Genomic DNA, 24180 nt, shown 5'->3' with positions numbered 1-24180 from the left:
CCGAAGCGCAGGATGGCTGCTTCAATCATTTCCACAGCCTGGCGGTGCCTCATTCCGGTTCCGCCTCCCGAATCACCTCGCCGATATTGATACTGAAGGACTGTTTCGTCTTGAACGCCAGCCGGATCGGGTCACGAACCCGGAAGAGCTTGGGATCGGTGGCGCAGTCCACCACGACGTACAGCCAGTACTTGTCGCGGACATTCGCGGCGGTCGGCCACTCGTTGTCGGTGAGCTGAACCTGTCCCCGGCCAGCCCGGCCCTTCACTTCGATCACTACCTTGTCGCCGTTCGCGCGATGGCTTTCGAGATCGTAGCCGCGGGCGAGGTGCGGGGAGGAGACATCGAACACGCGAGCCTGATAGTGGTCGATCTCGAAATTCCTGGCAATCCGCATCGCAATGGCTTCAATGTCTTTGTCGTAGGCCTCGCGGGCTTCCGGCGTCGGATCGGGAACCACGATGGCGAGTGCGATGCGCTCCAGTTTGACCACGTCCACCAGGTCCGGGCGCCTTTGTTCATACAGAAGAGCTTCCGCCTTCTCTGCGTCTAGGAGCGCCTGCTGCTTTTTCACTTCCTCCAGGTCTCCAGCCAGGTCTTCTTCACCCAGCCGGATGCGCCGCGCGAGATCGCTGCGTTTCTCGGCCAGTGCGCCGCCCTGGTAGTCGAACCCACGCAGGAGATCGTCCATGAGGCCTTCCGATTGCGCGCGAAGCGCCGCGCGAAGTTGCTGGAGATACGTGGTCTCGGCCAGCATCCGGGCATAGGAGTCGGCCCGCGCCGCGCTTTCTTCCGGATTCAGCAGGAGGTTGCCCGCTTTCCACAGCAGGGACTTCGGCGCGGGCTGCAGGGCGAGAAGGTGATTCGGCGCGCCAGATGAAAACTCCCCGGCCTCGTCCCATCGAATTCCGATCAGGCGGCGGTCAAAGCCGCTTGTCTTTGCGGTCCGCCCATCGCCCATCGTCGACTCGCCGAGCTGGCAAACGTAGACGCCGAAGAAGTATGGGCGGTCCGCAGCGGGATCGCAGAAGACCACGCCGCGTTGAACATCGCCTTGGAATTTCACGATGGCCTGGTCGCACAGAGCGTCGAAGATGATGTCGCCAGGGCGTAGGAAGCAGACCCGGCTGGCGTCGATACCTGGGATCACAGAGTCTCGCCGCACGGTGAGAAACTCCGGCAGACCGTTGGGGAAGCGTGGACTGAGGTTGCGCAGCCAAGTGCCATCCGGTCCGGAAGGAGCGAAGCGCGCGGATTCGGTCACGTCGCCTTCGATCTGTATTCCGAGACGGGGCCCCGCCTTGTCGATGAAGTTCTGGATATAGGCCGGCAGCAAGCGGTTGAAGCGCTCGATTTCGATTTCGCTGTTCAATTGGCCGAGCCGCCTGGCGACATCGCCATACGTGGAGGCGGTCTTGCGTTGTTCTTCGACTGCCACTCGAAGCCGCTGCGTGGCGAAAAGCGAGTCGAACTTCTTTTGCGCCGAGTAGGGCGCGGTTTCGAACAGCGCGTCCCTCATGAGGTCGCGGAGCGAGACTTCTTCCAGCTGCTGCCCGATCACATCGAAGACCTTGTCACTGCACAGGTCTTTCCGCGCTTCGTCGAGTTTACTGAGCAGCGTCGCCAGCACGTCGCCCTCGCGCGTGCCCTCGGCCACCATATTGAAGATCCGGACTTCGGCGTGACGCTGGCCAAAGCGGTGGAGGCGGCCCATGCGCTGTTCGAGCCGGGCCGGGTTCCACGGAATGTCAAAGTTCACCATGATCCAGGCGAACTGAAGGTTGATGCCCTCGCCGGCGGCGTCGGTCGCCAGCATGAATCGTGCGGATGGTGCATCCGGGTTTTTGATGCCTTGCTCGCGCCGGACTTCGGCGGGCATAAAGAAGATGCGCTGCTTCTCGCGCTCTTCGACGTCCAAGCCGCCGTGGATGTACGAGAGCTGCCCCGTGTATCCGAGCGCTTCGAAGCGTTGACGCAGGTACTCGAGAGTGTCCCGATGCTCCGTGAAGATCAGCAATTGCTGATTTCGGAACTCAGAGGACTCGATCAGTTCGCGCAGCTTCAGGAATTTGGTCTCCTGCTGCAATTCGCGGACCTGGTCGCCGAGTGCCATTACATGGTCGATATATTCGAGTTCTTTTCGAAGCTGTGCGGCATTTGCCGGGCGCGCCAGGGAAAGTGCCTGGCTCTCGACCGCTTCTTCCGTTTCGTAGCCGTCGCCATCTTGTTCGTACTCGTCCGCCGTGCTGGTGTCGAAATAGGAGGTGATGCGGTCAAGGGAAACCTGCACTGGACCGGACGCGGGAACATTCTCTGTGATCCGCTGCCGTCTCCGCTTGAGGGATTCCAGCATGGCGTAGGTGGAGCTGGCCAACCGGCGCTGGAGGACCGCCACAACCATTGCGGCCGCGTTCTTGTTGCTGGTCCGGTTGTTCTCGTAGCTCCACTTCAGGTAGTCGGTGGCCGCATCGTAGAACCGATTCTCAGCAGAGGACAGGCGGAAGGTGATGGTCTGACAGAGACGGGGTTTGTAGATCGGCTGCCCGTGGTAGTCGACCATTTCCTCTTTGAGCCGCCGGATGAAGTACTTGGTGCGCTTCTCGGGAACCAAGGCATCGAAGGCGTCCTGAGTGGAAAGAACTTGCGGGTCCAGGAGGCGCCAAAGGGCGTAGTACGGAAACCGCTTACCCATGTGAGGTGTCGCGGTCAGCAGCAGGAGATGGGTGGCGCGGTGGCTGAGAGCCTCGGCGAGCCGGTATCTCCGGGTTTTGCTGTCCGGGCGGTTCGGATCGCCCCATGACAGTTTGTGCGCTTCGTCGAAAACCGCTAGGTCGAACCGCGGGAGAGTAGCCGCCGTCAGCCGCTCCCTCACCGCATCGGTGGCGGCCGTGTCGACGCTGATGATGAACAGGCCCGCGCCGGGTTCCGTTAGGGGATCGCCTTTGGCAAAGTCCGCGCCGCGAAGGATGGTGAATTCCAGGTCAAAGAAGTGCCGGAGTTCGCGGCGCCAGTTCCAGGTCAACCCGGCGGGCGCGCAGATGATTGCCCGCTTTAGTCGTCCGCGGTTGATCATCTCCCGGATGTAGAGGCCGGTCATGATCGTCTTGCCGGCGCCGGCGTCATCGGCCAGCAGAAACCGGAGCGGATTCTGCGGCAGCAACTGTTCGTAGACGGCGATGCGCTGATGCGGCAAGGGCACGACGCGGGAGAGTTCCAGCCCGAAAGCCTTATTGAAGAGATGACCGTTCTGCAATCGGTGGGCGTCCACAACGAGCTTGACGGCCTCCGCGTCTCCTTCGAAATCCAGACGCACCGGCATTGCTGGTAGGAAAAGCTGCGCCTCTACTTCAGCAGACTCTCCATGAAGAAGGGCCTTGATCCGGTCGATCCGGTCCTTCTGAGGCTTGGCTTTCCCGTTCTCCCAACGGTTGACGGTAGCGAAGGAGACGCCGAGGGCCGCCGCAAAAGCTTGCTGCGACATTCGCAATTGGGTTCGTACGGTTTTGATCTGTTCGGAGTCCATCAAAAAACTCTTGATCTATATATAGCGAATGCTATAATCGCTGTCAATGGGAAACTTGCAATTCGTTTTCCACAGGTCGAACTCTGGCAAGAATGCCATCTGGCCGGACTCCAAGAGCTTGGGCTGTGAGAATGTATTCGCCTCGTATTCGCCATTCTAGAATTGAAACGGTTGTACTCCAGGCCGCCCGCCAGATGCGTATCGACGGTGACAGACCTGCCGCGACGGACCGCATAACTTATTGAGGTGTCTGAAGATGGCTCGATTCAACCTGAGAAGCTTTGCGCAGCCGGACCTCCTGAAAAAGATCCAACCTGCAAACTTGATCCCCTTGCTCGAACCTTTCCGGATGTTCCTGGAGATGAAGGGCTTTGACCTTCCCTCCGGCGCCAACCAGGAAATCGATGCCACGACCTTGGGCGGTATCCTAGCCCAGCCCGACGAGGACATGCCAGGCGACTTGGTGGAAGCGCTCCACCTGATTGGCAGCATCGGGTCGGATGAGCGTTTCGATGAACTGCTGGATCTGGCGGGGTCCAACCAGATCGAAACAGACGGCGAAGTGACCGCATTGGATCTGGCCACGCAGATCTGGCTGAAGAATCCCGAAGCGCTGGAGAGGAAGGAGCACGAGGAGTTCTTCCAGAAGCGAAAGTCCTTCGAGAGCTTCCGGGCGGCCGCCCCGGACGATGTCATGGCGGTAGACGATTTGCCGGCGGATCTGTCCCAACTGGAAGCATCGCTTGATGCCTACTTCCAAGCGAAGAAGCGCGGCGTCGGATGCCGGATCATGCGGAAGGATTCTGTCGGGGAGGTCCGGTTCCTCGTGGAGCATGGCCAGCCTTGCAAGCGCGAGCCAAGCCGGAAGGGCCCCCGATCGACGTCGACGTTCTTCCGGCCGGAGAAGACCGACGTGGTGATCTACGACGCCATCCATAACGAACTTCGCATCAATGCATCCACCTTTGCCGATGTCCGCGAATACCGTGTTCAGTTTGGCCGGCACGTGTTCGGCGGCGAGGACAAATTCGTCTTCGCGGAAAAGTACACGCTCGATCCACTGAAGGAGGATGGCCGCGCAGCACTGAACTGCCGCGACATCGCTGGGTTGGACACAGTGAAACTCCGGGAGATCGAATACTCGTGGGGCGGCGCCTTCGAGCATTTTGAGGTTCATCGCGCGGAGAGTTTGTTTCATGCGCTGGCGCTGATCCAGAGAACCATTGAAGCGGAAGCGCAGATCCGGAAAGCCGTGTTCAAGATCAAGCTGGATGACGAGAAGAAGCCTCGAACCGTGACGATCAAGGCTGGCAACAAGTCCGGGTACAACCGTGGCGAGGAGGCCATGGTGATCGAGGACTGGTTGCGTGCCCGTGGATTCGTCATTACCGAGGAGGGCGCGGCCGATGCGCAAGCTGACGCAGCTTTGGCGGGCGATTGAAAAGGTTCCGGGGCTGACCGACATCCCGGCGGTGTGGGAAGTGCACTGTGGCGACGAGTTCTCGCTGCTTCGTCCGCATCTTCGCTCCACCGACGTATTGGGGCACCGCTATCCCTGTCCGAATCCGCGCGACGCCGATTGCCCTCGCGGCATCGTCGATTACGGTAATGGCTCCTTTGCGGCGATCTGCAGACACCCACACAGGCTTTGCGAGGACAAGGTGCTCACCACCAGTGACGCGCTGATCCACGAACTCGACCTTGCCTCCTTCTTCAAACCCGTCGCGCAAGCGCTAGGGCTGCGCTGGCAGCAGCCTGCCCTTCGCTTTCCTGGCGTCTGGGCGATTGGAGTGTCATCCCGCGCCAACACGCGGAGCCAGCCCGCCTTCCTGCAGGTTCAGGCGCGGCGAACGGCTTTTCTGGAGGGCGTTCGCCGGCTGCTGGTCGAGATCGATGGGCCCTTCCTATTGGTGGCGCCTACCGAACGATTTCGGGATGTGGCCGTTCAGGAGATGATCCAGGCCCGCGGAATCGGCTTCATTTCGCTTGAAGCCCAGATCGTGGTGGACGATGCCGGGCGGTTTGTTGCGGTCGATCCAGTGTCTTCCGAAGATGAACAGACCGTTACGCCGCCGACCGACCGGGAACGCGTGCTGAACGCTTTCTGCCAGAAGTATGACATCCCGAAAACGAAGGTCGCGGACGAGGCAGAAGTGGATCCTACTGACCTTTACAAATGGGTCCGCGACGAGCTGCCAAGGAAATCGAAAAAGTCTGCCCGCATCGAGGCTCTGCTCCGCCGAGGGATCGTCAAACCGACGCGCTGATCGCCCACAGTTCGCCCACGTCGCCCTTGTTGAATCGCCCACGGGGTGAGGATTCAAGATCGTCTTGTACCAAACACGCACAAAGCGTGAGGGACAGGCGAAATGAGCGACAAACCCCTAGAAACACTACTCGAAGAGAAGGAACTGGCCGAAAGACTCCAGGTCTCTCTCGGCACGCTCCGAACCTGGCGGACTGAAGGCAAAGGGCCTCGGTTCCATCGGATTGGGCAGATGATCCGGTATGCCCCTTCCGACGTGAAGGATTGGCTGGTGAGCCGTCAGGGCGGCGGTGACGCCCTGGAGGTGGCGCGATGATGCGCGGTAAACCCACCTCCACCAAAGACCTGCTGGCGTCGGAGCGCGCGCTTCTCGACGCAATTCGCACGCTCGGCTTCGGGCAGATCGAGTTTCTGCGAATTCGCGCCGGCGAACCTGTGCTCAATCCGTGGCCCACGGTCGTGCGGGACCTGAAGTTCGGCGTCGATCGCCAGGAACCGCGAGGCACATCCGGCTCAGACTTCGAATTGAAGCGCGAGGTCGCCGAGCTGTTCGAGTACACGCGCGACGTTGAGGATGGCGAGATCCGCGTGCTGGTGGTGCGGCACGGTCTGCCCTTCACCATGGAAATCGAACTCCCCGGGCGGGCTGCGCGCCAGGTGGGAGGCGAACATGCATAACCTCGCATTCGAAGAGGCGTTTCCCACCGTGCGTGACGTTGCGCGGCAGAAGGCGCTCGGCGCGGTTGGTCGTTGTGGGCTCACTCACGACGATTGCGATGACGTCGCCGGCCAACTGCTGGTGACCTTCTACACACGCTTTGATCGCTTCGACGTGGACCGCGCGTCCGTGCGCACTTTCGCATCGCGGGTGATGGATAAGGAACTCAACTCAATCTTGCGGTATCGCCTGGCCGGTCGGCGGCGGCATCTGGGCGATGGGTCGCTGTCCGGTGATGTTACCGAGATTGACACGGAATGCCTCAGCTCCGGGTCGGCGCCACCCTTCTCCGAACGCCAGCACTTCTGGCTGGACTTCGAGCGGGCACTGGCCCCGCTTCCAGAAGTACTGCGCGAGACGGCGCTGGCGCTGTGTTGGCACACGCCCAGCGAACTGAGCCGCTTGCCTGGGCAGGGGCGAACGGTAGTTTATCGCCGGATCCGGCGGCTCCGCGAGGCCCTGCTGGCCGCCGGCGTTGGCCCCAACTACTTCGCCAGTGCGGGAGGTGCGCAATGAGCACGCCTCTGATGACTTCCACCTACAGCATGTGGTCACTGTTCCGGAACTGCCGAAAGGCTTGCGAATACCGCTACGTGACCGGCCTGGTGTCTCTCCAGAAGGATCCCAATCTCAGCTTCGGCTCGTTGATCCACGAATGTCTGCTGATTTGGCACGGGACGCGCGATCTCGCCCAAGTGCTCGACCACCTCGAGCGCAGCTGCGCGGCGCGCGTCTCGGACGACGGTGTGCGCCGCGATTGGCACCTGGCTCGCGCCATGATGACCGCTTACGCCACCCGCTACTCCCGCGAGGATTTCTACATCATCGCGCTGGAGAAGACGTTCGAGGGTCCGATCGTCAACCCGAAAACCGGGGCGGCCTCGCGCAGCTTCCTGCTGGCCGGCAAGGTAGACGGCATCGTGCGGATCGGCGACAGCAATTACATCCTGGAGCACAAGACCGCCGCGCAGATCGACGCTGATTACCTGGAGCGGCTTTGGACGGACTTCCAGATCACCATCTACGCCTACTACGTCGAGCAGACGCTGGGCATCCCGATCACCGGCGTGATCTACAACGTCCTCGCCAAGGCGCGGCTCCAGCAGAGCAGAGGTGAGACCGAGGATGAATATCAGACGCGCCGTTCGGAACTGATCGCGAAATCCAAGAGCGGCACATCCACGGCAAAGCGGAAGATGCCGGAGTCCGACGAGGAATTCCAGGCGCGGCTGGCGGAGAAGTACGCCGATCCGGAGATGTTCCACCGCGAAACGCTGTACCTCTCGCGGGAACGCTTCGACATCCTCCGCGAGGAACTGTGGCAACTGACGCAGGAGTTCCTGCGCGCCCGCAACCACAAGGTCTTCTACCAGAACACCTCCTTCTGTTTCCACCACAACCGGCCGTGCGCGTACTTCGCCATCTGCCGGTCGAATGGCAACCCGAACGTCATCGACAACTTCTTCGAGATCGCGGCCCCGCACGAAGAACTGCGCGAAGCCGAACCAGCTTTTTGAAAGGACAAACGATGCCCATGCTTCCCACTGCAAAGACACCGCCCAAAACCGGCCTCTCGGATCTGACCGTGCTGGTCTACGGGCAAACCAAAATCGGCAAGACGACGCTCTGCTCTCAGGCGGAAGGGGCGTTGTTCCTCGCCACCGAACCCGGACTGAATGCCCTGGATGTTTTCCAGGCGCCCATCCTGTCCTGGGACGATCTGCTGATCGCCTGCGCCGAGATCGTCGAAGGCAAGCACCCGTTCAAGACCGTGATCATCGACACGATCGACAACGCGTACAAGTTCTGCACGGACTACATTCTCAAGAAGTTCAAGATCGAGCACGAGTCGGATCTCGGTTACGGCAAGGGATACGCCATCGTCAACAACGAGTTCCAGCGGGTGCTGACCAAACTCGCTTTCCTGCCCTACGGCTTGTTCCTCATCTCGCACGCGAAGGAAGTCGAGATGGACTCGCGGACCGGTAAGTACGTCCGCGTCGTGCCGACCCTACCTGACAAGGCACGCAAGATCGTGCTCGGCATGGCCGACATGGTTCTGTTCTGCGACCTCGAGCCGACTACCGGTGAAGACGGCAGCCAGATCCTCCGCCGCGTGATCCGGACGAAGCCGAGCCTGTACCACGAAGCCGGTGACCGCACGGGCCGTTTGCCCGAGACCATCGATCTGGACTTCGCCAAATTCTACGAGGCCTATGGTGCGGCGCCTGCGGTGAACAACCCGAAGCCCGCGCCGACAAAGCCCGCAGCGGCTGCCACGAAGTGAAAAGGAGACAACAACCATGACGAGACGTGGATCTATCGATCTCTCGCAGTTCGACGAGGAGTTTCGGAACGAACAGGCCGACGAGCGCGACGACTTTGAGAGCGTGCCAGACGGCAAGTACCAGGTGAACGTGGAGAAGGTGGAGTTGGTTGAGGCGCAGAGCACCGGCAACCCGATGCTGCGGTGGATGCTCCGCATCATTGCCCCACGCCACGGCAATCGCATTCTATGGCGCAACAGCGTCATCACCCACAACACGCTGAAGTACGTGAAGACCGATCTTCACATCTGCGGCCTGGACCTCGACCGTCTCTCCGAGCTGCAGAAGAATCTCGGCAAGCTGCTGGACGTCAAACTCGAGGTCACCAAGAAGACGAAGGGTGACAACGAGAACATCTTCTTCAACCGGCGCATCACCACCCAGACAGCGATGAAGCCGGTGAAGGGACTCGCCGGAGATGACGGTGTCCCGTTCTGACGACGGGCTGGTGCCGATTGTGGTGGATACGCGGGAGCAGGAGCCGTACGGCTTCGATGCGGGGCGGGTGCGGGTGATCCGCCACGCACTCCCGGCAGGTGACTATTCGCTGGCGGGAATGGAGTCCATTGTGGCGGTGGAGCGGAAGTCACTGCCGGATTTTGTCTCTACCGTCATCCACAGCCGGACGCGCTTCTATCGGGAGTTGAGCCGGCTGGGTGCGTACCGCGCGGCCGCCGTGGTCGTGGAGGGAAACCTCATGGATGTTCTGAGCGGGCACTATCGCGGCGGCGCCCACCCGAATTCCCTACTGGGATCCATCGCTGCGATCACGGTCGACTTTGGCGTGCCGGTGTTCTTCTGCTCTAACCGCCAGGCGGCCGCCCGGTTCGTCGAGGCCTACCTGAGGCGGATTCACATGAGGGGCAGCGCATGAGGAAGAAGATAGCTGAGGATTCCGCGGTGACTGTCCGCGGCCTCGTCGAAACGCTGTATTTCGCAAAGGATGGGTTCGCGGCGGGAGTGCTGCGCGTCGCCGACAACTCTCTCGTGAAGTTCGCCGGGCCCATGTACGTGCGGGAGAACGATCCGGTCGTGCTTCGTGGCCGGTGGGAGCACCACAAGAAGTACGGACGGCAGCTGCAGGTTACAGGTGCATCGTTGGACCTGGAGATCGACGCGGCGGGCCTCGCCCGATACCTGGCCAACCACCCGGAATTCAAGGGCATCGGGCCGGCGAAGGCAGAACTCATCGCGGAGGCGTTCGCTGATAGGTTTGATGATGTCATCACGCACAACCCGGAGGCCGTAGCAGCGGTGGCGAAGTTGTCGCTCGATGCCGTCTACGCTGTCCGGGCGACCTGGCTGGAAAACAAGAATCGGAACGCTGCAGCAACGCACCTGGCCGCATACGGTCTGACTCACCGGCAAACCACTGCCCTCGTGGAACGGTTCGGCGACAGAGTCGTGCGCATGCTCGAAGAGAATCCATATCTGCTTGTCAGCGCGGTGCCGGGCATGGGCTTCAAGAGGGTGGATAAGGCCGCGCGGAAGATGAACACGCCCAAGGACAGTCCGGGACGCATCCGCGCTGGAATTGAGTACTGCGTTGCGGAAGCCCTCGAAGACGGCGATTGCTGGGTGGAGTATGAAGACCTGCTGGATCGGGCCAACCAGCTGTTGGTGATGGACGATCTTGACAGCCGGGAACTCATCGAAAGGCATCTCGAAGGCCTGATCCGCGAACACGAGCTCGTCTCCTCTCCGTACGAAGTGCTGGTGGTCGCCAAACCGGAGATTGAAGAGATGGAGCGGGAATTGGCGGGATGGCTCCTCCGCGCGGCCGAGCCGACGCAGCATTTCGCCGGCGTTTCCGATATTGATGCGCTTGTACGAAAGGCTGATCCGCGGCTCAACGCCCAACAGCAGGAGGCGGTGGTGTCGGCGCTACGAAACCGCATCTCCCTGCTGTCCGGTGGCGCCGGCACCGGCAAGACATTCACCATCCGAACGGTCGTGCGAATGTGCCTCGACCGCGGATTGAAGGTGGAGTTGGCAGCACCCACCGGTAAGGCTGCCAAGCGCATGGAGGAGATGGTGACGCAGCCCGCCCGGACCATTCACCGGCTGCTGCAGTTTGACGGCAACACCTACGCCATGGACCCGGAGAGTCCGATTGACGCCGATGTGGTGATCATCGACGAGGTGTCGATGGTCGACGTCCGCCTCGCCTGGCGCCTGTTCCGGGCGATCGACTTCAGCCGTACTTCGCTTCTGCTGGTTGGCGACCACAATCAGTTGCCACCGGTCGGCCCGGGCAACATGCTGCGCGATCTGATCCAGTCGCGAGCCATTCCGACGGTCATCCTGCCGAAGGTCATGCGGCAGGCCGGCGAGTTGAAGGAGAATTGCGCGGCGGTTCTCGACGGCGAGGTTCGTCCGACCAGCGACAGCGAGGTCCAGGGGCGGCGGCCGTGGTATGTCGCCGACCAGTTCACCGACACCATGGAGGTGCGGCGATTCCTGCTCTTCCTCTTCGAGAAAGTGCTGGCCGAGCGGTTGCGGTTTGATATCGTGCGGGACTTGCAGGTGCTTTCACCCACCCACAAGGGACCCATCGGAACCCGCTCACTGAACGTTGATCTGCAGCAACTGATCCAGTGGAAGCTGTACGGGGTGGAAGCGCCACCTGTCGACGACACTGCGCCGCCACGCTTCTTGCTCTACGACAAGGTGATCCAAACCCGGAACAACTACAAGACCGGCGTCATGAACGGGACGATCGGGATCGTCGCCGAGGTTCTGGCGGACGGCAGCATCGGGGTCGACTTCGACGGCGCACGCGTTGGGATTGAACACGGCTCCGACGAGATGCGCGAACTGCAACTCGCCTACTGCCTCAGCATCCACAAATGCCAGGGATCGGAGTATCCCTGTGCCATCGTCATCACGCACAAATCCCACGAGTTCCAGCACCACCGGAACCTGCTCTACACAGGCGTGACGCGCGCACAGGAGACGGCTATCATCATCGGCGACCGCTGGGGGATTCACCACTGCGCCAAGAAGCGCGAAGTGGATCGGCGGAACACGTTTCTTTCGTTCCTGTTGAGGGCGATACGTGATGAAGCCCGGTAATGGCATCTGCTGCTCGATGGGGCAGAGGACATAATGGTGACGCTACCCCTGGCCACTGCGCCCCTCCGGCCCGAGAAAATGCGGAGGGTCGGTCTGTGAAAGGTACGCGACGTCCGCAATGCAACGTCGCTCTGTGAAACAATAGACGTTCAACTGGATAGCGAGATGGTCTTTCCGAATGAGCAAACGCTGGTGACGTCCTTCGTCTCTCGCTTGAGTGCGGGCCGGTCACCCTTGGGCGCAGTTCAGGTCGCTACTGAGTTCTACTATCAACGCGGTCGGACAGACATCGTTGCGTGTACTGCTGAGAAGACCTTAATCGCAGTGGAAGCCAAGCTTGAGAATTGGCGTGGCGCCCTGCAGCAGGCGTTTCGCAACCGATGCTTCGCTCACCGCTCCTACGTCCTGATGCCAAAGAATGCCGCACTACGCGCTCACCGGTACGCTGGCGAGTTCGACCGCCGGCAAGTCGGGATCTGTTACCTCGAAGGGGTTGAAATCGTTGTGCTTCACCCATCCGTCGAGGCAGATCCGATCGAGCCCTGGCTGTCATTGAAAGCGCAGTTGCATATCGAAGCAATGGGAGCCAATGCGTGAGCGCGCTGGCATCGGTCGCTGAGGCGTTCTGCGCGACCAACGGCCATCGTTTCGTTGGCCACGTCGGGACAGGGGCTTTCAAAGAGACCTTTCACGTAGTGCTGGCGACTGAGGAGACACAGGCGCTGAAGGTGTACCAGCCAGGATTCTCGCCTGAACGAACAAGCCGAGAGCTGAGCGCGATGCAACGCTGCTCGCATCCGAACATCGGACGTTTGTCGGCAATTGCCACTTTTTATCACGATGGCATCCAATACCTGCTTTCGTTGGAGGAGTTTCTTTCCGGCGGCACGCTGACAGCGAGATTGAACCGTGGCCTGTTAAGTGCTGAGGAGTGCCAGACGATCGGGCGGCAACTCGTTAACGCCGTTGCCCACATCGCGTCTCGCGATTTGGTTCACCGCGACATTAAGCCTGACAACATCCTGTTTCGTGCCGACGGTACGACGCCGGTGCTCGTCGATTTCGGCCTCGTTCGGGATCTGGTTAGTACGTCTCTCACGCAGACCTGGCTATTGCAAGGCCCCGGCACGCCCTTTTTCGCTCCACCAGAGCAATTGCGCAATGAAAAGAGCATGATCGACTGGCGATCTGACCAGTTCTCGTTGGGTACCGTGCTGGCCCTCGGTCTTTTCGGGTTCCATCCTTATCAAGAAGACGGGGCTTCGCCTCAGAAGACGGTCGAGTGTGTCGGTGAGCGCACGCCACAGACGCGGCGCTTTTTGGAAGCCGCGGCCCAGGCGGGCATGTCGTTTCTGATTCGGATGACGGCGCCATGGCCTGTGCAACGATTTCGAACGCCGGATGACCTTGAACGTGCTTGTCAGGAGGTTGCACGCTGATGCCTGCATATCATCAGATGGGGCACGACTCTGAGAATCTGCTCTGGGCGGACGGATTGGCACAATATGGGGGCGCGATCCTGAGCCCAGTAAACTACGATCAGGTGAAGATGGCCGCGCAGATCGCATGGGGGCGAGAGCAGGCTAACTTCGAGACGCTATTCGATCCTCAGATGTACGTTCCAAACTCGGAGCGGGGGCGACTGCGTGACTGGCCTTACTTCCCGAACGACGTGGACACCGCGGACCTAGCCTCAGATTCTTGGTGGAGCGGTCTTTTGGACGCTCTCGTCAACATCTGCACCGAGATCGGGCCAACTGCCGTTTGCTCCCCAGCCGTCCTGCCGGCCAGCTATCCAGACGAATACTTCGCCCGAATGGTGACCGTCGGCGATCAGTTAGTCTCCCGGTTGGTCGGCACCGCTATGCGTCCGATGCAGACCGCTGTTGTCGGATTGCCCGAGCTTGCGACGCCGGATCGCGCGTTAGCGATCGGATCCATTCTGTCCCGATCGAAGACAAGTCACATCTACCTCGTGCTGGTGAGCCTCGCCGAGCCACGCAGGGAGCTGGCTGAAGTTGAAGAAATCAAGGGGGCCATGCGTCTGATTGCTGCTCTGCGTGCGGCCGGGATCGAGGTGACCGTCGGATTCTCGTCATCCGATGTAGTCCTCTGGAAAGCCGCTGGAGCAACGCATTGCGCCACAGGAAAGTTTTTCAACTTGCGACGATTCACCCGCACCCGTTTTGAGGAACCGCGCGGGCAAGGCGGGGGCCAGCTGCCCTATTGGTTCGACGAGTCGCTTATGGCATTTCTGAGGCAGTCGGATCTGCTGCGTGTGCTGCCGATGAATCTGCCAAGCCTGGGAACTTCAGTGAACCCATTTGCAGAGCAGATCCTTGGACAGCTTGCGACCGAACCCGAACGGGCGTGGCTTGCATTGGCTTGGCGACAGTTCCTATTCTGGTTCGCGGATATCGAGAACCGCCTGGACGGTGGCTCCGTTATTCCCGCCGGCTTGTTGAGAAACGCAGACGGCAACTGGCGCACGCTGGATGATGCTGATGTGCTAATGGAAGAACGGCGAAACGATGGAGGCTGGCTTCGACCTTGGCGCAGAGCGTTGGCGGAATTCCTCGCGCCGTGATCTGCCATTGGCGGACATGGCCGGCGTGCGAGCTGAATTTGGCGTGGTAGTGACCGCGGGTCTTCCGCAGACGCCCTGATCAGTGAGCCCTGCATCGACCTGTGGCTTCCGCGCGTGCTGCGAAGCGCATGGCTGAAATCACCATCGGCCCTCGATCTCACTTGGGCCGGCAGCCCGTAGCGAGTTGACTCGGCGGTTTTACCGAACGGCGCGGCAATCTGGTTCGGTGCCCTGTGCACACTTCCGCCCCAAATTGCGTATATGTACGAATGGGGGAGATCTCCGTTTCCCTCAGTTGATCAGCCAGACAGTCAGACGACCGCCAAGCGGACTCTGTTGTGGGCGAAGCCGGCGAGGGCTACCCGACAGAATCCGCTTTCTTCTTTCGCCCTCCGACGCCGGACGCGCCCGCGCAGTACCTTCCGCTGGCCAAGGAGGAGCGCATGCAATCGCCCGAAACAGACCCGGCGCCCGAGATACTTGATACCGAGATTTCACTGACAGAGATGCGTCGTGCGGTCGGGCTCCTTTTCCGCGCAGGCGATGTCGTCGAGGTGCGGGTGCCAAAGGCTGGGCGCCAGCGCACCATCTCCGGCTACTTCTCCGATTTCGAGCAACTCGCCCAGGCGGTGGCGCGGCTCGACCGTAACAGATGGCCGGGCATCTATTGGACCATCAACCCGGTGACTCCGGCGCTGGAAGCCAGGTCCCAGGGGAAGCTCAAGGCTTTTGCGGAGACCACCACTTCCGATGCCGACATCCTCTGCCGGCGATGGCTGCCGGTCGACTTGGATCCGAAACGGCCATCCGGCATCTCCAGCAGCGATGCGGAACACGAGCGCGCGCTCGAGTTGGCGGACCGCATCCGCTCCGAGTTGGTGACATCCGGTTGGCCGAGTGCCGTCTACGCCGACAGCGGGAACGGCGCGCACCTGCTCTACCGAGTTGACTTGCCGAACACTCCGGAAACGACCGACCTGCTGAAGCGCTGTCTGCGAGCCCTGAGCGCGCGGTACAGCACCGAAGAGGTGGTAGTGGATGAGACCACGTTCAACGCTTCGCGCATCTTCAAGGCCTATGGCACGACGTCTCGCAAGGGTGATGACACTTCGGAGCGGCCGCACCGCGCCTCCAGGATTGTGGAGGCGCCGGAAGATCCCTCCGTTGTGCCACGCGAGCTGCTCGATGCACTCGCGGCAGAGGTGGCAATCGAGCCCGCCAGCCAGGCGCGCGTCTACACGATGCCTCCGCGGCCGGATTCCTCTCGGTTCGACCTGGAAGGCTTCCTCGCCAAGCATGGAGTTCGGTTCCGCGGGGCCCAGTCGTATCAGGGCGGGCGAAAGCTCATCCTGGAGGAATGCCCCTGGGACCCGTCACACCGTGCGCCCGATGCGGCTGTCTTTGAGAGTGCGGATGGCCGGCTTGGTTTCAGGTGCCTACACAACAGTTGCCGCCATCTCGGCTGGCGTGACTTCCGCAAGTTCTTCGAGCCCGATTACGGCGAAGCCGACCGCGAATGGGTTCCCGAGTCGGGCACGCAAGAGCGCGGGCGGGAGGCCAGCGGATTCTACGGCGCGCCGGTGGCGATTCCGTGGCCGGCGCCGATCGGCGTCGAAGGCCACTACGGCCTGGCCGGCGAATTCGTCCGGTTGGTCGAGCCGCACACTGAGGCTGATCCCAACTGGCTTCTCATCCTGTTCCTGGTCTACGCCGGCAACGTCATCGGTCGAAATGCCTTCGTTTGGGCGGGCGGCGACAGGCACCACACCAATTTGTTCGCGGTCGGCGTCGGCCCGACCTCTGCCGGGCGGAAGGGCAGCGCGCAGGGCCCGGTGGAGATGTTCTTTCGCGGTGCCGACGAGACCTGGCTCAAGTCGAACCAGTCCGGACTGGCAAGTGGCGAAGGGCTAATCTGGGCGGTCCGCGATCCGATCTTCAAGCGGGAGCGCACCAAGAAGCGGGGACAGGATGCCGAGTTCCAGGAAGTCTGCGTCGACGAGGGCGTCGCTGACAAACGGCTGCTGGTGAAACAGTCCGAGTTCTTCGGCGCGTTGCAGGTCATGCGGCGCGAAGGCAACACGCTCTCGGTCGTTCTCCGCGACGCCTGGGATCGCGACTTCCTCGCCTCCATGACCAAGAACAGTCCGGGGCGTTCCACCAATCCGCACATCAGTATCATCGGCAACATCACGAAGGAAGAACTCCTGCGCGGAATGCTCTCCAACGAGGCTGACAACGGTCTGGCGAACCGCTTTCTGTGGGCATGCTCCCGACGTTCAAAGTGCCTGCCGGAGGGCGGTCGCATGTGGACAGTCGATTTCGTCGATCTCCAGCGCTCCTTCCAGCGGGTCTGCTACAACGCGAACAACCTGGAAGCGGTGTCGCGTGATGCCAACGCCGCCGACCTGTGGGGGCACAACATCATGCCCGATGTCGGCGCCTATCGCGAGCTCACCAAGGATCAGTTCGGGCTGTACGGCGCGGTCGTCGCGCGCGGCGCCGCCCAGGTGCTTCGGCTCTCCCTGATCTATGCCCTGCTGGACTGCGCTGCCGAGATCCGATGGGAACACCTGGTGGCCGCGCTGGAGGTCTGGCGCTACTGCCAGGACTCCGCCAAGCACATCTTCGGCGACGCGTTAGGCGACCCGACAGCCGACGAGATCCTCCGGGCACTCCGCGGTTGCACGGCCGGCATGACGCGGACCGAGGTCGGTGCGATCTTCGACCGCAACAAGAGCAGCACGGAGGTTGGCCGAGCACTGTCCGTCCTGGCCAATGCTGGTTTGGCGCGGTTTGCGCGGGAGAAGACAGCGGGTCGGCCCGTTGAGCGGTGGTTCGCGGTGTGGAAAGAGGTGTCGCCAGAAGGGGCGGGGGCTTAATTCGTACTTCTTGTTTTGGCTAAGTGCCTGTGTTATCAGCTTTTTGAGTAAAGTTCGTTTAATTCGTAAAGGACCCCTTGAATAGTTTCTTATTTTTACATGGTAGTAGACAGAGTCTTGATGAAGCGTAAATGAATAAAGCACGCAAAAAACGTTCTAGCTGCAAAAAATAGAAACCAATGGAGTTAGCCACTCGAACCCAGTACGCATTAAGTCCCGGCGCGGACGAAGCGCTCTACGTGGCCACCGACCTCGGCTGGTGGAAGACGGACTGTGCGGCCACTTTCAGCCGGGACGTCCAGATCAACGACACCGCCTACCGCCGCCTCGACCCGGAGTACTTCGCCTGGCTCAGAGGCAAGCTGACGCTCGCGAAGGAAGCTGCCGACAAAGGCCGCATCGACCGAACTGCATTCGACGAGTTGCGAGCCCGATTCCAGGAGATCGAGGCGTGGGCGCTGGAGCACTTCGGTGCGCAGGCATTGCTGGTCGCCATCCGTACGCACGAGCCCCGCACGTATTGCCCACCGCAGGCGGAATCGGAAACGCGCCGACTCGTCCCTCCACCGCGCGATGATGAGCGGATCAACCGCGCCATCCGGCTCGTCGATGGCATTCGCGAGAAGGCGCTCTCCGTGGGCTGGAGTCTGGAACTCCTCTATCGCCACGAGGGATTCCACAAGCGTCCGTTCGCCGGCCAGTACGGTCTGGTCTGCTACATCGCCGCGGGCGCGCGTCTCGGGGAAGTGGCGCGGCAGTGGATCGAGATCATCGGGCCTCCGCCGACTGAGGTGCGCACCCGCTTCTACAACCCGGACGTCGATCAGCCGTGGATTGTCCGGGTGGACCCGACGAAAAAGTGAAGCCGGGTGTGTACAAGTCGGCAGCGTTTTGCGTATATTTACGGTGAAGGCGCGGTTCGACAGGCAAGCGCAAAGCGCACCCTCCGAAGGTTCCCCACCCAACAATCTGCGAGCGCCGGGACTCTCGTGAAACTCCATCCCGCAAACTTCAAAGCTACCCGTGTGTTCCGATGCCCAAAGGGGTTCCTCTTTACACTTCCGATGGTGAGATCTGCGACTGGCTCTCTGAGCAGCGCATGACGCGACTCGACCGACTCGGGCTGATTCGCATCGTGCGCCACAAGAAGGGGCGAGTGGCTCGTTGCATCCTGCATCGACGTCCGGACGAGTCCAAGCCGATGAAGCCTGCGGATTACCTCGGTACGCGGTACAGCTTTCGCGAACGCCTGGAAGGCGGGCACATCACCTGGTCACTGAAGCAAATCGGCCACGGTGACGAGTTGCGCTCGTTCTTCCTGCCAGTCGTGACCGACTGCCTGGTGAATCCATGAGGGCACGGAAGCGCGGCAAAGGCGGGAAGCACGTCGCGATGGAGCGTGGTCTCAGACCGAGTGGCAGCGGTTGGCCGTTTCGCCGTGAGTTGCGGGAGTTGGCGTCGCTGTGTTTCGGTGCCCGCCGACGGCCAACACCGTCTGCACCTCCTCCCGTGAAGGAGCAGAACCCATGCGAGGCATGATCACGCCCGAGCGACTGGCGGAGCGGGTATGCAGGACGCTGGATGTCCCTGCCAAGGACAACGCCGAGGGCATCACGGAGATGCTACGGACCGCGTTGACCGAGACTCGTGATCGGGCCATCGGCGCGTCGAAGACCGCCTGCCTCGAGATCGCCGAGGACGAAGCGGAACGCTCCCGCAGCGTCGGGTCAACAGCAGCGCAGCAGACAGCGCTGACCATCGCTGCCCGCATCCGAAAGCGGTACGTCGAGGTGCGGTCATAGCGGTCTTGGGACCTGGAATTGCTATGGTTTGCCGCGGGTAGAAGGATGGCACGCTTTGGCTACTGAAAGCGCTAAAAGAGTGGTCAACAGCGGTCAACACAAGGCAACACCGTGAAATCGGCATCGGGCCTGATGAGCCAGGCCGACTACGCGCGGCACCGCAAGGTAAACCGTTCGCATATTAGCCGGTTAGCGAAGCGCGGCATCCTTGTGATGCGCGGCAAGCTGGTGGACGTTGCCGCCAGCGACGCGGTGCTGGACGACAAGCCTGTTGACCAGGTGTTGCCTGAGGCGCATGGAGCGGCGCAATCGCCGCGAGTTGCCTCCGACATTGCTGGCGGCGCGCCGCAACCCGGCAACTTCGCTCAGGCACGCACCGCCGACATGGTGTTCCGGGCGCGGCTGCGGAAGCTGGAGTTCGAGACCAAGAGCGGGAAGTTCCTGCCGTCCGATGACGTCAAGGTCAAGTGGTACACGCTGGCGCGGCAGATCCGGGACAAGCTTCTGGCGTTACCGGCGAAGTTGGCTCCGCAGTTGGCGGCGCTGAGTGAGGCGCGGGAGATTCGCGATCTGCTCGATGCTGAGATCGTTGCGATTTTGAAGTCCCTCCAAGAGGAGATCCGTTATCAGCGTTCTTGAAGAATGCGTCGATCAACTGGTCGCCGCGTTCGAGCCTCCTCCTCGGCAGACCGTCTCCGAGTGGGCAGATCGGAACCGCCGCTTGTCGCCGGAGGCCTCGGCCGAGGCCGGGGAGTGGCGGACAGACCGGGCGCCCTACCAGAAGGCGCTCCTCGACGCGCTGACTCCGAACAGCCCGTACGAGCGAGTCGTGTTCATGTCGTCGAGCCAGGTCGGTAAGACGGAGTGCCTCAACTCGTTCGTCGGCTACGTGATCGATCAGGATCCGGGGCCCGTGCTGGTGGTGCAGCCCCGCGTGGAAGATGGCGAGTCCTGGAGCAAGGACCGCCTGGCGCCGATGCTGCGGGACACGCCGTGCCTGCGTGGAAAGGTGGCGGACGTACGCAGCCGCGATTCGAACAACCGGATTCTGCACAAGCGGTTTCAGGGCGGCAGCATCACGATCGCTGGAGCGAACAGCCCGGCAGGATTGGCGATGCGGCCGATCCGGTACGTGCTGCTCGACGAGGTGGATCGGTACCCGCCGTCAGCGGGAACCGAGGGCGATCCGATCAGCCTGGCGGTCAAGCGTTCGACGACCTGGTGGAATCGGAAGATTCTGCTGGTCTCGACGCCGACCGTCAAGGGCGCCAGCCGCATCGAGTCCTGGTGGCTGCGCAGCAACCAGTCGAGTTACTGGGTTCCGTGCCCGGAGTGCCATGGCTTCCAGGTGCTGGTCTGGCCGAATCTGATCTGGCCTAAGGACCATCCGGAAGAGGCGAAGTACCGATGCGTGCATTGCGAGCGGCTGTTTGAGTCGTATCGCAAGCCGTGGATGCTGGCGCACGGCGAATGGCGTTCCGCGAATCCGAAGTCGAAGATCGCCGGCTTCTGGATCAACCAGTTGTACTCAGCGTGGAAGGAGTGGCCGGAGACCGCGATCGAGGGAGTGGAGGCGCGGCACGGTGGTCCGGAGACCTGGCGCGCGTTCATCAACACCGCGCTCGGCGAGCTTTGGGACGACGAGGCGGAGACGAGCGTCGACATCGCGACGCTCCTAGCGCGGCGAGAGGATTACGGGCCGCGGCTCCCCGCGGGCGTTTGCCTGCTGACCGCTGGTGTGGACGTGCAGGTCGATCGCGCCGAGGTGGAATTGGTTGGCTGGGGCAAGGGTGAGGAGTCGTGGTCGGTTGAGTACCGGGTGTTTCCGGGCGACCCAAGCGCGCCGGAGTTGTGGCGGGCGCTGGACGAGTATCTGGGCCGGCAGTGGCTGCACGAATACGGCATCTCGCTTCCAATCGCCGCGGTCGGGATCGATTCGGGTTTTCACACCCAGCAGGTTTACGACTTCTGCCGAGTCCGGTATCACCGGCGGATCTTCGCGCTGAAAGGCAAGGCAGGACACTTGCCGGTCTGGCCGAAGAAGCCGACGCGGAACACGATCAACCGGACGCCCATGTGGATCGTCGGCGTCGATAGCGCCAAGAGCGTCATCTACGGGCGCCTGAAGATCGAGCAGCCGTCGACGGGCTATTGCCACTTCCCGGCGGAGCGCACGCGCGAGTGGTTTGAGCAACTGCTGTCGGAGACGCTCGTGACGTCTTACTCGCGCGGCGTGCCAGTGCGTGAGTGGCGGCCGAAGAAGGGCGTGCGGACGGAGGTGCTGGACGCGCGGGTGTATTCCTACGCCGCGCTCTGCGGGTTGGTCTCGATGGGGCTGCGGGTGGACATGGAGGCGGAGCGGGTCGCGGCACTGCGCCCGACAAGCGACGCCGGCGTCCGCGCCGAAGGCGGCAATCGCGGATCCGGCCGGACAGTCTTAAGAAGCCGGTGGCTCGATTCAGGGCGCCCGGGGTTGTGAGCGGAGGTTCTTTGTGGCTGATTCAGCATCGTTGCAGGCGCGGTCGTTTGGAAAGATCGCCGTGCCAACTCCCGGCACGCCGGTGCGGTTGACGTCGGACCAGGCGTTGCGGGTGAGCCGCCTGCGATTCGCTCCACTGATTGGCGAAGTCGGGCGCGTCTTCGTGGGCGTGGCCGGCATGAACAGGGCCAACGGTACCGGCGTTATCAAGGAGTTCTGGCCAACCGGCGCAGGCGGCGGCGTTGCGGACGAGTTGGTCATCGACTCGCCCGCTGGCGAGCTGAGGCCCGCCGACTATTACATCGACGCCAACACGGCGGGCGAGGGTTTGATCGTTGCCTACTGGATTTGGGTCCCTTCCTTCAACAGCTAATCCCGTGGCGCTTTCGATGGTGAACCGTATCGAGTTGTGGCCCGTGGAGCGGCTGGTCCCTTACGAACGGAACGCGCGGACGCACTCCGAGACGCAGGTTGCGCAGATTGCGGCGAGCATTGTGGAGTTCGGTTTCAACGCCCCCATCCTGGTTGATTCGAATGCTGGCATCATCGCCGGCCACGGGCGGCTGATGGCGGCGCGCAAGTTGGGTTTGCCGGAGGTCCCGGTCATCGTCCTGGATCATCTGAGCGAAACCCAGAAGCGGGCGTACATCATCGCGGACAACAAGCTCACGGAGTTGGGCGGCTGGGATGCGGAGGCGCTGAGCCTGGAACTGAAGGATCTGCAGGGCGCCGAGTTTGACCTTGACCTACTAGGCTTCAGTGACCGGGAGATCGAGGCGCTGATCGGTGAAGCCGCGCCGGAACAGGAGGCCAGAGACGCCGGCGAAGACGCGGTGCCAGAGGCGCCTGCCGAGCCCGTCACGCGGCCCGGCGACATCTGGGTCATCGGGCGGCACCGACTCATCTGCGGCGACTGCAGGGAACTCTCGACGGTGGCGCGGCTGCTGGACGGGGCCAAGGCGAACCTGGTGATCACCTCACCACCGTATGCGACGCAGCGGGAGTACGACCCGTCGAGTGGGTTCAAACCCGTGGCGCCGGAGGATTACGTGGAGTGGTACCGCGCGGTGGCCGCGACCATCGCCGCCGTGCTTGCGCCGGATGGCTCCTACCTCCTGAACATCAAGGAGCACGCTGCCGACGGCGAACGCCACCTGTACGTGAAGGATCTGATCATCGCCCACAAGCGGCAGTGGGGCTGGCGGTTCGTGGATGAGTTCTGCTGGCGCAAGACCGACAACGGTGTGCCGGGTGGCTGGGGCAATCGCTTCAAGAACGCCTGGGAGCCGGTGTTTCACTTTTGCCGGCGAGCGGAGATCAAGTTCCGGCCCAAGGCGGTCGGCCATGTTTCGAAGGATTGCTTCGACTACTCGCCAAACAATCCAAAGTCGACCTCCGGCAGTGGGCTCCTCGGCACGGGCGCGCGCGGATCCGCGGCCGCACAGCCAGGAGCGGAAGACGAAGATGGCCGCTTCACCGGGATTGCGCGCCCGAGCAACGTCGTCGAGGTGAAGTCGGAGAGTAGTCAGGGTTCGCACTCGGCTCCCTTCCCTCGGGCGCTGGTCGAGTTCTTCGTGAAGGCGTTCTCCGATCCCGGTGACCGCGTCTTCGATCCGTTTCTCGGGAGCGGCACCACGATGGCCGCCGCGCAGGTGCTTGGCCGCAGCGGCATCGGCGTCGAGATCAGCCCGGCGTACTGCGACGTCATCCTGCAGCGGATGGCGAACCTCACCGGCGAGGAAGCCGTGCTCGCGGAAACCGGGCTGTCCATTTCGGAGGTCGCGGCCGCGCGCGGAGTGCCGCCGCAGCAGGTCGACAATCCCAGGCTTCGTGATTCACGTCGGATTCAACATCACGGTCCGGCGCCCTTCTACGGGGGCCGTCAGGCTTCCTAACCAACAACCGTTGCACTTCATTCGATCGATAAGGAGAAACCAGCATGCCCGAAGTAGCCACGCCCAACCAGGCCGAACGCGAGTTCGAGACCGGGACGGACGAGACCTTCAAGAACGCCAACGCCACCGGCACCGCCACCCACAACGAGAACCAGCGGGTGACCTACGCCAACATCAAGCGGACGTACGACGTCTACCAGGACCTGGACATTCAGGCCGCGCGCCAGGCTCAGATCGAGCAGACGCGGCTGAATCAGATCGCCTCCCAGGCGCTGCAGAACGCCGTGGAGACCGCCAACATGGTCAGCAAGCGCAGCATCGAGCTGAACAACCTGGCGCACGACTCGTTCTGGAATCCGGTCGCCAGCGGCGCCGGCATGAACCTGACTGCGGGCGCCGTTCCCGCCAACCGCGCCACGGACGTGAGCGCGGCCGGTGTGGGTGTCGATGCTCAGGCCGTGGCCGCCGCCGTCGCCAAGCAGGTGGACGCGACCATCACGCCGGTGCTCGCTACACTCCAGCAGATCGTCCAGGCACTTGCCACCGCCACCACGGCGATCGGCAACGTCGTCAACCAGGCGCAGCCCAAGACGACTGCGTAACTTCCTCCTCCGAACCGGGGCGCGTCT

23 protein-coding genes are annotated in these 24180 nt (G+C 62.1%); 22 read left to right on the top strand and 1 reads right to left on the bottom strand.

Annotated features, from left to right (window positions below):
• Positions 1 to 49: 49 nt before the first annotated feature.
• Positions 50 to 3523: a helicase-related protein gene (locus tag IRI77_RS36735; protein WP_228486509.1), complete on the bottom strand. Its 3474-nt coding sequence runs from the start codon at positions 3521 to 3523 to the stop codon at positions 50 to 52.
• Positions 3524 to 3854: 331 nt separating this feature from the next.
• Here IRI77_RS36735 and IRI77_RS36730 point away from each other — a divergent pair, with 331 nt between their 5' ends.
• The 22 genes from IRI77_RS36730 (at position 3855) to IRI77_RS36625 (ending at position 24153) form a co-directional block, all read left to right on the top strand.
• Positions 3855 to 4964, top strand: coding sequence for a hypothetical protein (locus IRI77_RS36730; protein ID WP_194449887.1), 1110 nt, complete (start codon positions 3855 to 3857; stop codon positions 4962 to 4964).
• The gene (locus IRI77_RS36725) at positions 4930 to 5790 is read left to right on the top strand and encodes a hypothetical protein (protein WP_194449886.1); all 861 of its coding nucleotides are present in this window, start codon (positions 4930 to 4932) and stop codon (positions 5788 to 5790) included. Before IRI77_RS36730 ends, IRI77_RS36725 begins: the two co-directional genes overlap by 35 nt.
• 102 nt (positions 5791 to 5892) lie before the next feature.
• Positions 5893 to 6105, top strand: a complete 213-nt coding sequence (locus tag IRI77_RS36720) for a helix-turn-helix domain-containing protein (protein WP_194449885.1) — start codon at positions 5893 to 5895, stop codon at positions 6103 to 6105.
• On the top strand, positions 6102 to 6467 hold the full coding sequence (locus IRI77_RS36715) for a hypothetical protein (RefSeq protein WP_194449884.1): 366 nt from the start codon (positions 6102 to 6104) through the stop codon (positions 6465 to 6467). Before IRI77_RS36720 ends, IRI77_RS36715 begins: the two co-directional genes overlap by 4 nt.
• Complete coding sequence (locus IRI77_RS36710) at positions 6460 to 7023, top strand: RNA polymerase sigma factor (RefSeq protein WP_194449883.1); 564 nt, start codon at positions 6460 to 6462, stop codon at positions 7021 to 7023. Before IRI77_RS36715 ends, IRI77_RS36710 begins: the two co-directional genes overlap by 8 nt.
• A complete protein-coding gene (locus tag IRI77_RS36705; protein WP_194449882.1) occupies positions 7020 to 8024 on the top strand; it encodes a PD-(D/E)XK nuclease family protein in 1005 nt (334 codons plus the stop codon). Before IRI77_RS36710 ends, IRI77_RS36705 begins: the two co-directional genes overlap by 4 nt.
• Positions 8025 to 8041: 17 nt before the next feature.
• On the top strand, positions 8042 to 8794 hold the full coding sequence (locus IRI77_RS36700) for an ATP-binding protein (protein ID WP_194449881.1): 753 nt from the start codon (positions 8042 to 8044) through the stop codon (positions 8792 to 8794).
• Between the two features lie 16 nt (positions 8795 to 8810).
• A complete protein-coding gene (locus IRI77_RS36695; protein ID WP_194449880.1) occupies positions 8811 to 9272 on the top strand; it encodes a DUF669 domain-containing protein in 462 nt (153 codons plus the stop codon).
• The gene (locus tag IRI77_RS36690; protein ID WP_228486508.1) at positions 9259 to 9708 is read left to right on the top strand and encodes an ERCC4 domain-containing protein; all 450 of its coding nucleotides are present in this window, start codon (positions 9259 to 9261) and stop codon (positions 9706 to 9708) included. Before IRI77_RS36695 ends, IRI77_RS36690 begins: the two co-directional genes overlap by 14 nt.
• Positions 9705 to 11909, top strand: coding sequence for an SF1B family DNA helicase RecD2 (gene recD2 / locus IRI77_RS36685; protein WP_194449878.1), 2205 nt, complete (start codon positions 9705 to 9707; stop codon positions 11907 to 11909). The genes IRI77_RS36690 and recD2 overlap by 4 nt, the downstream gene beginning before the upstream one ends.
• Before the next feature lie 165 nt (positions 11910 to 12074).
• Positions 12075 to 12506 (top strand): hypothetical protein, encoded by a 432-nt coding sequence (locus tag IRI77_RS36680; protein ID WP_194449877.1) that lies wholly within the window; start codon positions 12075 to 12077, stop codon positions 12504 to 12506.
• On the top strand, positions 12503 to 13348 hold the full coding sequence (locus IRI77_RS36675; protein WP_194449876.1) for a serine/threonine-protein kinase: 846 nt from the start codon (positions 12503 to 12505) through the stop codon (positions 13346 to 13348). The genes IRI77_RS36680 and IRI77_RS36675 overlap by 4 nt, the downstream gene beginning before the upstream one ends.
• A complete protein-coding gene (locus IRI77_RS36670; RefSeq protein ID WP_194449875.1) occupies positions 13348 to 14496 on the top strand; it encodes a hypothetical protein in 1149 nt (382 codons plus the stop codon). The genes IRI77_RS36675 and IRI77_RS36670 overlap by 1 nt, the downstream gene beginning before the upstream one ends.
• Before the next feature lie 443 nt (positions 14497 to 14939).
• The gene (locus tag IRI77_RS36665) at positions 14940 to 17375 is read left to right on the top strand and encodes a hypothetical protein (protein ID WP_194449874.1); all 2436 of its coding nucleotides are present in this window, start codon (positions 14940 to 14942) and stop codon (positions 17373 to 17375) included.
• A 179-nt stretch (positions 17376 to 17554) separates the two neighbouring features.
• A complete protein-coding gene (locus tag IRI77_RS36660) occupies positions 17555 to 18238 on the top strand; it encodes a hypothetical protein (RefSeq protein WP_194449873.1) in 684 nt (227 codons plus the stop codon).
• 236 nt (positions 18239 to 18474) lie between these two features.
• Positions 18475 to 18729 (top strand): hypothetical protein, encoded by a 255-nt coding sequence (locus IRI77_RS36655; protein WP_194449872.1) that lies wholly within the window; start codon positions 18475 to 18477, stop codon positions 18727 to 18729.
• A 172-nt stretch (positions 18730 to 18901) separates the two neighbouring features.
• On the top strand, positions 18902 to 19177 hold the full coding sequence (locus IRI77_RS36650; protein ID WP_194449871.1) for a hypothetical protein: 276 nt from the start codon (positions 18902 to 18904) through the stop codon (positions 19175 to 19177).
• Positions 19178 to 19309: 132 nt separating this feature from the next.
• A complete protein-coding gene (locus tag IRI77_RS36645) occupies positions 19310 to 19816 on the top strand; it encodes a hypothetical protein (RefSeq protein WP_194449870.1) in 507 nt (168 codons plus the stop codon).
• Positions 19817 to 19898: 82 nt separating this feature from the next.
• A complete protein-coding gene (locus tag IRI77_RS36640; protein WP_194449869.1) occupies positions 19899 to 21656 on the top strand; it encodes a phage terminase large subunit family protein in 1758 nt (585 codons plus the stop codon).
• A 13-nt stretch (positions 21657 to 21669) separates the two neighbouring features.
• On the top strand, positions 21670 to 22029 hold the full coding sequence (locus IRI77_RS36635; protein WP_194449868.1) for a hypothetical protein: 360 nt from the start codon (positions 21670 to 21672) through the stop codon (positions 22027 to 22029).
• 16 nt (positions 22030 to 22045) lie between these two features.
• Positions 22046 to 23551 (top strand): site-specific DNA-methyltransferase, encoded by a 1506-nt coding sequence (locus IRI77_RS36630; RefSeq protein WP_194449867.1) that lies wholly within the window; start codon positions 22046 to 22048, stop codon positions 23549 to 23551.
• Positions 23552 to 23595: 44 nt separating this feature from the next.
• Entirely contained in the window at positions 23596 to 24153 is a 558-nt protein-coding gene (locus tag IRI77_RS36625; protein WP_194449866.1) for a hypothetical protein, read from the top strand.
• The last annotated feature ends 27 nt before the right edge of the window (positions 24154 to 24180 follow it).

It is taken from the genome of Paludibaculum fermentans (genome assembly GCF_015277775.1).
GTDB lineage: Bacteria > Acidobacteriota > Terriglobia > Bryobacterales > Bryobacteraceae > Paludibaculum > Paludibaculum fermentans.
Note: the sequence above shows the minus strand (reverse complement) of the source record. Positions and strands in the feature narration are given on the sequence as shown.